Below are 13125 nucleotides of genomic sequence, written 5' to 3'. Positions count from 1 at the left end.
GGTATAACAGTTTCTGCACCGTCTACTGTGACGATGCGGTGCAATTCTTTTTGCACCATGTGCAGCGGCCAGGGAAAAAGCCCTATTTTCCGGCTGTATTCCCCTGCTGCTGCTTTATGATAGCTACTGCATGGAGCAGGATAGTGCCTGCTTTGTAGACAATAATAAATTACGGTATTAATCGCGGCCGAATTGCAGCTGGCGACGTTTGTTGTAGCGATCCATACCCAGCTGAATCAGTTCGTCCAGCAGTGCAGGATACGACTTGCCGGTCTCGCGCCACAGCAGTGGATACATGCTGAATGCGGTGAAACCAGGCATCGTGTTGACTTCATTGATCATAACGGTACCATCGGTACGGCTGACAAAGAAATCGGCACGACATAATCCATTGCCATCGATAGCTTTGAAAGCACGAAGTGCAAGTTCACGCAGGTTCTCGGCCAGTTCGCTGTCGATCTCGGCCGGGATCACCATACGGGAATTTCCGTCGATATACTTGGCATCATAATCATAATAATCACTGTTTGAGACGATTTCGCCTGGTACGGATGCGAGCGGCAGTTCATTGCCGAGTACGCCGACTTCCACTTCGCGCGCGTCGATATTTTCTTCGACGATCACTTTGAGATCGTAGCGGAAAGCATACTCAATCGCACGCTCCAGTTCTATGCGGTCTTTGGCTTTGGTAATACCTACACTGGAACCCAGATTCGCCGGTTTGACGAAGCATGGGAAGCCCAGATTATGTTCGATAGAGCTAAGAATCTCATGCTCGTTCGCTTCATATTCAGCAGAGATAAAGCTCTCGTATTTGCACTGCGGCAGACCTGCCTGGGCAAACAGCTTTTTCATGATTACCTTGTCCATACCGGCGGAAGAAGCCAGTACACCAGCGCCCACGTACGGCATATCCATCATTTCAAACAATCCCTGGATGGTGCCGTCTTCGCCGTATGTACCATGCAGCAGCGGGAACAGTACATCAATCGTGCTCTTCTGTCCGCTCAGTTTCTGCCAGAGGATGCTCATCGCCTGGGAAGTGGCTTCCGGTCCACCGCTGATCTGCAGTTCTTCTGGACGGGAAGGTGCTGCTGTATACGTCTGGCCCATATTCCAGCGGCCTTCTTTGTCAATGTATACGGGTACTACGTCGTATTTGGTATAGTCGATTGCATTCAGTACGGAAAATCCGGTCTGAAGAGATACTTCGTGTTCTCCGGATTTACCTCCGTAGATCAGGCCTACGGTCAATTTTGCTGCTGTCATTTTGGAACCCCCGTTAGTCATTTAGGCATGTAAAAATATATGGTTAATCGTCACAACTATCATCGTCTGCATCATCTCATCATCGATATTAAAACAAGAATGCAGACAGGCCGAATTACGGTCTCTATTCAGTATAAATGTTCATGGGAGAGGCTGCAAAAAAACTTTGGTTATCATTTAAATAATTGAAACATAAAACAGAGAAGCTTGTTCATAGAGCAAGCTTCTCTGAAAATCATGAAATTGAAAGCATTATTTATAAAGTAAAAGAGTTATAGGACAAACGTTCACCTGCATGATCTTTAATGGCCATATTCAAGTATTTACTTATTTCTATTCCTCTCAACTCGTTTTCGTCTTTTGTTAAAATAGACATTTCTGTTTCCCTTTTACCTAAAGAGTTAAATGAGGTTCCTAATCTAATTCCTGAATTATCAGTAATCCACCACCGATCATGTATAGGCAATATATTTTGAGATGCATTTCCAACTACTACTATTTTAGTAAAAGGCGGATCTTGATCAGATAAATGTATTCTCCAATAATCCTGATAACTACTTTCTAATGAGTTTTTAATTTCAAGCTGGTGTTTTTTACTTGTTAATATTTCCACTTCGCAATCAGGGTTAACAGATTGTACGAGTTGGAGGACTTCTAAATCTTCCGGGCCAAAGTAAGGTTCGCAAATTTTCAACGTATTGCCTAAATTTTTTATAAGCCAATTTTTTATAAATTGTATAGCTTTTTCTCTCTCACCAATCTTAATAAAAATACTTGATTCATCAATACTTTTAACTTCTAATTTCATTTTCTGTATTTGTTTCATACTTTTGCTTGATAACTTTAAAGAAACTTCTGTTGCAATCAAACAAGCCTCAAATATAGGTCTTATCTGAGTAGAAACTTCTTTTGTATTGGAATATTTCTTTACAATATTCTCCACTATCCATGCATAGGTAATATAGTTTTTTCCAAATTCATTTTTGGAAGCTATCAACAAATATTCTTTAATCTGTTCAAATTTTATAGTTTCTATTCTTCCTGCGTTAAGAGAAGCAAGTAAACGATGGGATGCTCTTATATATTGCTCTGAGGTGTAATGCTCACTCTTTTTTTCACTTTTTTTCCTATCTAGCATTTTTTTGCGTAGTTCTAATACTTCAAGCTGTTTATTTAGTTCTAAATTTGCTTGTTTACGTGCATTATCATCATCTGTCAAAGATACTAAAGAGTTAGCTAAGTCTGGATCAAGTCTATGAGCAAAATCTATAATTCGTCTTTGTGCTGAATTTATTTCATCATTTTCTTTAATCAAAGTTAATTCCATAGCTTTTTTTAAATATCTCTTACTATGCATTGTATCTATATCAACAAACTCATTAGACATAGCTTCTAAGCACTGAATTTTATCTAACATTATTGGAACTTTTTCTATTTCTTCTTCTATTTCTTCTAACAATTCTTTATTTTTATCAAACTCTTTTCTATTCAAGCAGGCCAAAAGTATTGATTTAACAAAAATTTTATCGCTAAGATTTGGTATAGCGTTAGCTTCACACAGAAGATCATTCCAAGTGTTTTTAATTTTATTTCTATCAACTTTCCAGATATTAGCTAAACATACTATTTTAAATCCATTATGTTGAATATGAAGATGATTTGGTAATTTACTTTCAATAATTCCATTAAGTTTTTGTACAATACTAGCATTTTGCTGTTTTGTAAATAAATCTCTAGAACCCAAACTTGTAGTAAGCATTTTGATAACTTCGTATATGATACTATCAAGGTCAATTTTATCAAGAATTTCACATATATCGAGTACTTCTGCGTAAGTTAATTTATATGCTTGACCATGTACTTCATCATATGGATTTGAAGGCAACGTTTTTCTCATAATAAATTCGCATATTTTTAAATAAGAAATATCTCTATCGAATCTTGGCAACTGATTTATAATCTCAAATGCTGAAAGTTTATGATCAAGGTACAAAGAAACACTAATATTGTTTATAACAAAATACCTATAACGTTTATCTTCATGAGATATAGCATCTAAATTACATTTTACATAGTTCTGTATAATTTCTTGAGCCTCACTAATTCTAGAATTGAGGAATAAACAAATAGCTAATTCTGAATATAATCTTGCTTTCTCTCCACAGGAAGGGATAACATCGATTAAAGCGTATATTTTGTCGATATCTTGTTCAGTATTATTATTACTATTTATTAACCCGGAGTATCCTCTAATAGTGAGCTTTAAGGCAGAAATAAAGGTCCATGAGCCATTGGGATCATCTAATGATATTTTATTTCTAAACTTTTCATTTAAATCCAAATATTCTTTGGCCAATTCTAAAGAATTGCTCGACAGCTCACTAATAATTTTGAATCCAATATCAACTTTTCTCCATCCAATATCTATGCATTCCCAACTTTCTTTTAATTTCAATTTAAATTTTTCGTATAGATTTTCTTGATGCTCATAATTATTAAGGACATTCAATATTTTAGAGTATGCTACACATCTTAACTCTGATTCAGTAATTTTACTAATATCAAATAATAGGGAAATTGCGCTATCAAATTTTGCTTTATCCATTTGTACTATTTGCTCAGATACAACATTTGCAATATCATATATAGCTTCATTCACAAAATCAGGATTAGTTATTTTCTTCAACAAATTCTTTATATGTTCAAAATTTATATTTGAAATCTCATCAGATAATAAAGAATCTATAAGCATTGAATAAGCTACATTTCTTTTACTTTCAGTATTTATTTTTTCTATTACTTTTAGTATAAAATGAGTATCTATACTACCTAGTGTTTTTATAATGCTTTTTAAACAATGAATTTGCTCTGCAGATATAGAAAAAAGAATAACTAAGTTTTCATCTAGTTCATTTTTCACTAGTTCATGAAACCCATCTCTTTCTTCTAAAATCATTTCTTGATCTATTCTTATTGTTCCTCTAAGCAGCATAGCTAATGCTCCCATTTTTGTTTCAATATCCTTAATTTCATTGATATAAAAATAGATTTCAATAAGTCTATTAAATGCTTTCTCTTTATCAATATCACTTTCATTTTCAGCTAAAACTAGTTGAAGGGAAATAACATCTTCTGTAGGACCAGAATCTTTAATACTTTCCATTTGAACGTCAAAAACATCTATATATTTTTGCTTACTTTGCGAACTATCAGTATGTGCAATTAACTGAGCAATATTTACGTATACTGATGCATTGGGAGAGTAAGTTGCTTTGTTTACAATTAAGTTCAGCGCATAATCTAACACATTTTCTACATTCACTTTTTTCTTACTTCCTCTTGCCCAATGACCCAAAAAATATAATTTATCCGTATTTGAATCCAGTTTTTCTACTTCTTTTAAAACTTCTATTGAATTGTAATCACTTATTAAAATTGAAGCTTCTGTTGAAAATTTTTTAATTTCCGGACTTTTTATTCTTTCTCTAATATCTCTTAAAGTTTCGCTAAATTCGGTATCAATTTTTGTATTTTCTGCTGAGTTCATAGCTGCTAAGGAAAGGGTTGCCAGAGCCCAATCAAGCTCGTTTTCTCTCTTCCCTGTCCAAGCACCACTTAATTTCTCCATAAGTTCTATTCCTAATTCTGGGAAACAATAAAGGAGGTTTGAAGCAATCACAATTGCCCGATTTCCTAAATGTCTGTAATCAATTTGCAGATATAAACTTTTTATTTCCTCTAATATTTCCAAATCTGGTGATAAACCTTGTTCCTTTTTAATTTTAGCTATCACCGTAAACATATGCAGTCTTTCCTCTAGTAAATTAGTAGATTGAGCCAAGGCTAAAACTCTACCATAGTCATTTAATTGCATACGCGCTTCAATCTCTGAAATCCAGATTTTTGGACCATTATTCTGCTTAATCAAAGAATTATTCAAGCAAAAACGCATTAGATCACCTTGTTTAGATAGTGAATCGGCAATGCTAATAGCTTTTTCAGTTTTGTACTGAATAGAATATAAACTTTGTGCATAACTTAACATTTTTCCGAATACTTCTGGAGATAAGTAATTTAGCAATTCTTCAAATTTTCCAGCTTGTTCAAGATAATTAGGTAAGTTCTCTATTGACAATTCGCTATCAGGATCATTTAGAAAGTAAGAAATCAATTTATCATTGATACTAGCTTTTTGATGTGATAATTTTTTTGCGACTAATTTTTTTATTTCTTCAGAAATAAAATAAATTCTATTACTAGAATCTTTACTTAAAAAGGTAATCTCATCCACCATATTTTCAATGTTTTCACCACTTATTTTTAATAGATTTGCATAAAAAATACTATCATTTTGTTTTTTATCAAATGCTACAAGGGCTAAAAATTCCATAAGGTTTAAATTTTCCTCATTAATTTGTTGCTTCCATTCTATTTCAAATAAATTTGCCATTTGATTATCTATTTGAAAAATTATATCTTCTGGATTCAAGCCAGAGTTAATAGTCCGCTTTATAGAGGCAAATTTTTCTGGCACTCCTTTACAAATTTTATATAAAGATTCTAACGTGTTATTTTCAATACTAACTTCATTAAAAAACATGTTAAATTCATTAATGGAAAAATTAGGTAGCGTTAAGGACTTAAGTTTTATAGAATCATCAAGAAAAGAAGAAATACTTCCATCAAAGCTCGAGAAAATAAATCTAAAATATTCTCTATTTAAAGGCAACATTTGTATAATCGAGTTTTTAATCAAACTATTTTCAGATGGTATATGCTCTAATCCGTCTATCACAAAATAAATATATTTTCTATTTTTTTTTACTGATTTATGCAGTTCGAAAAACTTACTTTTCATAAATGCTTCGTCAATTTGAGAAGAGTTTTGTAATTCAGTTCGGTAAAGAATCCAGTTTAATTGATTACATAAATCATACATAATTAAATTAGGATCATATCCATATGAGTTTCCAGGTCTAATAAAAATTGAAATGGTAGTATGAGCATATTTTTGAGCAATTTGAGCTAAGAAAATTGTCTTACCGTATCCTGCTTTAGCTTCTACGACAATTGTTTGACAACGCTCGTCAAATAAATTGTCTAATGTATCAATAAGATGTTCTCTATTAATTATATCTTTCGGCACGCTTGGAAAGCTTTCACATACTAAAGTAACATCCATAATTTCATTATTTTCCATTCTTTACTCTCCTTCACAAACTTATTGTAAATACTTAAATTTATTATTTTAAGTAAGGTCTTTAAGACTGGTTCTTTAGTTACATATTTTACCTTCTTAAATATAAATTTGGAACCCTTATAATTAGTTTTATTTCTCTTAAAAAAATTAGTGGTTTATTTCCGAATTTATCCAAAAACCACTTTACTACCTCACATGTAAACGGTATACTTAAAGTGTTGATTGATTTTGAAATCAAGTTTCATTCTGCGAAACAAGCATTCTGTATATACAAGATTGTTTCCTCGAGATTGATACTTTTTTCAATATGATTATCTTTTCTTGTAACCAGTAAGCCGTATTTCATTCAAGGAGGTTCATCTATGTCCGTTAAAGACTCATTTTCCGTTGGCCGTGAACTGAAAGTGAAAGACAAGACTTACCGTTATTTCAGCCTCGAAGCGCTGAAAGAAAAAGGCTATACCAGCATCGACAAGCTGCCGTTCTCTATTCGGGTACTGCTTGAAGCTGCTGTTCGTCAATTCGATGGTCACGCGATCACCGAAGAACACGTAAAACAACTCGCGGGATGGGCTGAGGGCCGTGAGGAAAAAGAAATTCCATTTATCCCTGCACGTATCGTATTGCAGGATTTCACTGGTGTACCGGTTGTCGTTGACCTGGCAGCAATGCGCGATTTCGTCAAGAAATCAGGCGGCGATCCAAAGCAGATCAACCCGCTCGTACCGGTTGACCTGGTTATTGACCACTCTGTAATGGTAGATGCATACGGTACTCCCGATGCACTTGAACATAATATAAATGTTGAATTTGAACGTAACGAAGAGCGCTATCGTTTCCTGCGCTGGGCACAGACTGCATTTGACAACTTCCGTGCCGTTCCACCTTCCACCGGTATCGTTCACCAGGTTAACCTGGAGTATCTGGCTTCTGTAGCTGCTACGAAGACGGTAGATGGCGAGACTCAGGTCTTCCCTGACTCCCTCGTAGGTACCGATTCCCACACTACCATGATCAACGGTCTTGGCGTTGTTGGCTGGGGTGTCGGCGGTATCGAAGCCGAAGCAGGTATGCTCGGTCAGCCATTGTACTTTGTTATGCCGGAAGTTATCGGTTTTAAACTGACAGGCAGCCTGAGCGAAGGCGCAACAGCAACTGACCTGGCGCTGACGGTTACCGAAATGCTCCGTAAAAAAGGCGTTGTCGGCAAATTCGTGGAATTCTATGGTCCGGGTCTTGCCAACATCAGTCTGGCTGACCGTGCAACAGTAGCCAACATGGCTCCTGAGTACGGCGCAACCATCGGTTTCTTCCCTGTCGATGACGAGACACTGTTCTACCTGCGCAATACCGGCCGTGCCGATGATCAGGTTGAACTGGTAGAAGCCTACTACAAAGCACAAAACATGTTCCGTACATCCGAGACACCTGATCCGGTATTTACCGATGTGATCGAGCTGGATCTGGCTTCCGTGGTACCGAGTCTTGCCGGTCCAAAACGTCCTCAGGATCGTATCGAACTGACTAATATGAAACTGAGCTACGACACAGCGATCCGCACACCGGTTGAAGCTGGCGGTTATGGCCTGTCGGATGAGAAACTGGCTGAGAAAATCACCGTTCAACATCCAAATGGCAAAACCAGCGAAATGGGTGCAGGCGCTGTCGTGATCGCAGCGATTACCAGCTGTACGAATACGTCCAACCCAAGCGTTATGCTGGGTGCCGGTCTACTGGCCAAAAAAGCGGTAGAACGCGGACTGAAAGTGCCTGGTTATGTAAAAACAAGTCTGACTCCAGGTTCCCTGGTAGTAACCGAGTATCTGCAAAAAGCAGGTCTGGATAAATCCCTGGAAGAACTCGGATTCTATCTGGCAGGCTACGGCTGTGCAACATGTATCGGTAACTCCGGTCCATTGCCTGATGAAGTTAGCCAGGCTATCGCAGATAACGATCTGACGGTATCCTCCGTACTGTCCGGTAACCGTAACTTTGAAGGACGTATCCATGCCCAGGTGAAAATGAACTATCTGGCATCTCCGCCACTGGTCGTTGCTTATGCACTGGCTGGTACTGTAGATATCGACCTGACCAAAGATCCTATCGGACATGACCCGGAAGGACAGCCTGTATACCTCAAGGATATCTGGCCATCTTCCCAGGAAATCCGCGATGCGATCGGTCTGTCGATCAGTCCTGAAATGTTCCGCAGCAGATACGAGCATGTATTTACTGCCAACAAACGCTGGAATGAAATTCCGGTTCCACAGGGTGAACTGTACGAGTGGGATGACAACTCCACTTATATCCAGAACCCGCCATTCTTCCAGTACCTGGCTAACGGCATGACCGATATTGAAGATATCCGCCATGCACGCGTACTGGCACTGATGGGCGATTCCGTAACGACTGACCATATTTCTCCAGCTGGTAACATTTCTCCATCGTCCCCAGCCGGACAATATCTCAAAGAGCGCAATGTAGAACGCAAAGACTTCAACTCCTACGGCTCCCGTCGTGGTAACCATGAAGTTATGATGCGTGGTACATTTGCCAACATCCGTATTCGTAACCAGGTTGCTCCGGGTACAGAAGGCGGCGTAACCAAGTTCCTGCCTACGGATGAAGTTATGTCCATCTACGATGCATCCATGCGTTACCAGGCAGAAGGCCAGAATCTGGTCGTTGTTGCCGGTAAAGAGTATGGTACAGGAAGCTCGCGTGACTGGGCAGCCAAAGGTACGTTCCTGCTGGGTGTCAAAGCGGTTATCGCTGAGAGCTTCGAGCGTATCCACCGTAGTAACCTGGTAGGTATGGGCGTACTGCCACTGCAATTCCAGGAAGGCTACAGCTGGAAACAGCTTGGCCTGGACGGTACGGAAGTATTCGATATCACTGGCCTGAGCAATGATGTGAAGCCAGGACAGGTATTGAATGTAACTGCACAACGTGAAGATGGTACCAAGTTCGAATTCCCTGCTATTGTCCGTCTGGACAGCGCAGTAGATGTAGACTACTACCATAATGGCGGTATCCTGCAGACCGTTCTGCGTCAGATGATCCAGAACAGCAATAAAGGTGAGACTGTATAAATCTCAGCATTCGCTGTTGAATAAAGTAAACCAATAAAACAGGTGACTATCCATCGCTTCCCGGACAACCGGTTAGCGACAGGATAGTCACCTGTTTTTACATATAAAATCCAGCTTACTGTCGCAGGGATCGTCGTCGTGTCCACCATATCGCATAACCTGCTGCCAATAGTCCTGCTCCAATAAAAAATGCAGTCATTCGGTGTCCGCCGAGCATTTCGGAACGGCCTGGCAATATAGTAATAGACTCACCCAAGTGATGTAGATTCATACCGTTGGAGCTGCCGAATTCCGAGGTTCCCGGGACTATTGCTACCTGACTCCCTCCTCGTTCTACGACAGGCGAATTGCTGCTGCACCTATCGGTTTTCAGATCACCTTCGGATTGTCGGGCGAAAATAAGGTACCTTGCGCCTTGTTCAAAAGTTATACCACAGGATGCAGATTCACTGCTGGCAAGAATAGAGGTCTGCTCATATACCTTACCTTTCCATGCAGACTGAACGGCAAAAGTATACTGTTTGGTAGAAGGTTCTTCCCCAGATAAAGCGGGACGGATCGAAGTCACTTCACCTGTGAATACAGCATCCGCCATTTTTTTGCTTTCTTGTATAGGCACGTTGGCAGCGTAGCTGCAGGCAGACACCGGTCTGGCAAACAAGGGAAACAGCAGGCTAATTAGCAGCAGAATTAACAGACTTCCAGCCAGATGACGTTGGATGGGTATCTTCTCCCCTCTTTGATAGGATAATTAAATTCCACATTTAGTATAAATTGAATAGATTGTATATATTCACAGACGCCTATGTTCAGGTATTGTTGCTGCTCCGCTCTACTTTTGTCTACTGGTTCCAAAATGATAATATCCTATCGTTATATGATCAAGCACGAAATGGTATTTTCTTTTTTTCATTGTCTGATGAGTCAATAATCTGTTCCAGCAGCACAGGGCTGGTACGTGTGCTGGCTGTCGTTCAAGCTGGAATCGTATTTATTTCAATAGAGTGGTATACAAAAACAAAGAGCACTTCTCTTCGTCAGAGAAATGCTCTTTGGTGTACATTCATTATCTGTATCGTATATATCCGGTTATCCCAGTGTTCAATATGCCGGCATTTAGCGCAGCTTGATGCCCATCTCGCGAGCAACTGCGATCAGTACAGGCGCATACTCATGCAGCTTGTCGATCGACAACCGGCTCACAGGGCCGGACAGTGATAACGATGCGCGCAGCTGGCCAGCACTGTCGAAGATCGGTACCGCTACAGCTGCTGCACCCGGTTCACGCTCTTCATAACTGGTGGAGTAGCCATTTTGGCGTACTTCCTCCAGCTGCTGGCGATACATATCCGGATCGACGCTTGGCGGCCATTCGGCACTACTCAGCAGCAGTTCCTGCTCGGCTTCGCTGGAAAAGGCGACCAGCACTTTGCTGGATGCGCCTACAGTCAGCGGCAGTCTGGCCCCCACCTGAGCGACCCGGCGGATTGCCTGATTGCTCTGTACCGCCTGAATACGCAGACGCTCGTCTCCATCGCGGATGTACAGACTGATCGTCTCGCCGAGCTGTTCACGCAGCTGCTCCATATCTGGCAGCAGCATCGTCGCGGGATCGTCATTTTGTGAAAGATGGGTCGACAGCTCCCATATTTTGATGCCGAGACGGTATTTGTCAGTGGCGCTGTTGCGCACAACAAACCCTTTCTCCTCCAGCGTAGCCAGCAGACGGTGCACGGTACTTTTGTGCAGTCCAATCTCCGAAGCAATTTCGGTGAGTCCCAGATCACTGGATCGGGTAAAACAGAGTAATATGTCTAATGCACGCTCTACAGCACGCACGGTTAATTTGCGATCTTCCATTTCTCTCGCCTCCCATGGCTGGCTGATCCTACAGCCCTGTGTTAATGACATGGACTCACAGCACTTTACCACACTATTGTTTCACTCAATGAAACATGGTTACATAAATTATATCGAAGCTGACTCTAAAGGTAAAGGGAAATACGTCGATAATAACAATGTAGTCTATTCACCGATCTATTCATCAAAATTGACTTTATCTACACCGCATCTTACCATAATACACGAATGTGGATAAGGCTAAGGAATGTTTGTTTTTTTATTCATCGTATGTATGACAGCATGACTTATTTATGAAATCAGGAGGGGCATTATGTCTTCAACTGCACCACGTCACACGACGCCCCGCTCATCCGAAACGGACGAAACGTATCTTATTCAGCCAAAGCAAGTCCGTCTGAAACATGTCATCGTAGCGCTGTTGCTATCTGTGGTATTTTTCTTTCTGTTCTGCTTTATTGCACTGCATGCCTACATTGCCTGGGTACTGTCTTACCCGTCAGTCGCCACAGTCTATTCCAATCCGATGCAGGCCAAAAATATGGCTTACGAAGACGTTACGTTCCCTGCCCATGATGGCAGCCGGATGATGCAGGGCTGGTATATACCAGCAGAGAACCATTCGACCAAGACGATTATATTCAGCCATGGTTATGGTGCCAATCGTGAGGAAACATGGATTCCCATGTACGATCTGGCTCATTATGCTCACCGGCTGAATTTCAATGTGATTATGTTCGATTACGGATTCGCCTCCAAGACCAATCCGGAGGTCGCGACCGGTGGTAAAAAAGAATCCCAGCAGCTGCTCGGAGCAATCGATCTGGCCAAGCAGCGCGGTGCCCAGGAGCTGGTCGTCTGGGGATTCTCGATGGGAGCCGGGACCGCTCTGCAGGCTGGTCTGCTGACGGACCAGGTAGATGCGATGATTCTGGACAGTACATTCCTGCTGGAGCCGGATACGCTTTATTATAATATCCGCCAGCAGATGGCTCTGCCGCAGCATCCGTCGATCGAGATTTTGGAGACGCTGCTGCCGGTCGTAAACGGCACCAGTCTGAACCAGATTCCTTACCAGACCGTCAAGAAAAAGGATTATCCGTTTCCGATTTTCTTTATTCACGGGACACAGGATAACAAGGCGCCTTATCAGATTGCCGAACAGCTCGCCGCCAACCAGACCAACCCGGATTCGGAAGTCTGGATTATCCCGGGCGCCCACCATGAGTTGGAATTCCGGGAGCATCCGCGTGAATATTTGCGTTATGTATCCAATTTCCTCAGCAATCTGGATCTGGCAACCGGAAACGAGATGGATACCGATCCGATGCTGAATGGAACGACCGAGGATAGTGGATTGAACTCCGGTGCCGCTAAGCCTTCGCCGCCCATTCCTGCGTCAGAAGCAGGCAAATCGTCCACCAAGGAAAAAGAAAGCTCCGATGCAGCGGATTCGAATACGTCGGGTTCGAAATCTACCGGCACTTCAAAATCCAGCAGCAATACAGAAAAAGAAAAAGATTCCTCCGGCAGTACTGCTCCATCGACTGATTCTACACCATAACTTCCTACAGGCAGGCATCGATTGTATACGATAGCCTGCCTGTAGGAATATTATTCTGTCTTTTATATGCAAAATAATAAGGCATGATCTCTACCGGCTATCCGGAGAGATCATGCCTTATTGCTGCTATATGCCAATTG

Annotated in this window: 5 protein-coding genes and 1 pseudogene; 2 read left to right on the top strand and 4 right to left on the bottom strand. The window is 40.8% G+C overall.

The annotated features are described in order from the left end of the window. Positions 1-177: 177 nt before the first annotated feature. Positions 178-1269, bottom strand: coding sequence for a D-alanine--D-alanine ligase (locus AR543_RS05525; protein ID WP_060532507.1), 1092 nt, complete (start codon positions 1267-1269; stop codon positions 178-180). Positions 1270-1525: 256 nt separating this feature from the next. Further along, positions 1526-6469 carry a MalT transcriptional regulator family protein gene (locus AR543_RS05520; RefSeq protein ID WP_060532505.1) on the bottom strand — a complete coding sequence of 1648 codons (4944 nt, stop codon included), beginning with the start codon at positions 6467-6469 and terminating at the stop codon, positions 1526-1528. 362 nt (positions 6470-6831) lie between these two features. Between AR543_RS05520 and acnA the strand changes: the two genes are divergently transcribed. Next, positions 6832-9561: an aconitate hydratase AcnA gene (acnA, locus tag AR543_RS05515; RefSeq protein ID WP_060532503.1), complete on the top strand. Its 2730-nt coding sequence runs from the start codon at positions 6832-6834 to the stop codon at positions 9559-9561. A 115-nt stretch (positions 9562-9676) separates the two neighbouring features. Here the strand turns inward: acnA and AR543_RS05510 are convergent, their stop codons facing one another. Together AR543_RS05510 and AR543_RS05505 are read right to left on the bottom strand one after the other, a co-directional pair. Continuing rightward, positions 9677-10180, bottom strand: coding sequence for a hypothetical protein (locus AR543_RS05510; RefSeq protein WP_158523933.1), 504 nt, complete (start codon positions 10178-10180; stop codon positions 9677-9679). Between the two features lie 497 nt (positions 10181-10677). Then, positions 10678-11421: an IclR family transcriptional regulator gene (locus tag AR543_RS05505; protein ID WP_060532499.1), complete on the bottom strand. Its 744-nt coding sequence runs from the start codon at positions 11419-11421 to the stop codon at positions 10678-10680. A 313-nt stretch (positions 11422-11734) separates the two neighbouring features. Between AR543_RS05505 and AR543_RS05500 the strand changes: the two are divergent. Further along, a pseudogene (locus tag AR543_RS05500) lies at positions 11735-12712 on the top strand (alpha/beta hydrolase); the annotation flags it as partial. Positions 12713-13125: the final 413 nt, after the last annotated feature.

This window comes from Paenibacillus bovis (assembly GCF_001421015.2).
In the GTDB taxonomy this organism is placed as follows: domain Bacteria; phylum Bacillota; class Bacilli; order Paenibacillales; family Paenibacillaceae; genus Saccharibacillus; species Saccharibacillus bovis.
Note: the sequence above shows the minus strand (reverse complement) of the source record. Positions and strands in the feature narration are given on the sequence as shown.

What these genes read in the sequence shown, in the direction of transcription:
- AR543_RS05505 (WP_060532499.1), bottom strand. Translation starts at nt 11,421, where the DNA reads ATGGAAGATCGCAAATTAACCGTGCGTGCTGTAGAGCGTGCATTAGAC.
- AR543_RS05525 (WP_060532507.1), bottom strand. Translation starts at nt 1,269, where the DNA reads ATGACAGCAGCAAAATTGACCGTAGGCCTGATCTACGGAGGTAAATCC.
- AR543_RS05520 (WP_060532505.1), bottom strand. Translation starts at nt 6,469, where the DNA reads ATGGAAAATAATGAAATTATGGATGTTACTTTAGTATGTGAAAGCTTT.
- acnA (WP_060532503.1), top strand. Translation starts at nt 6,832, where the DNA reads ATGTCCGTTAAAGACTCATTTTCCGTTGGCCGTGAACTGAAAGTGAAA.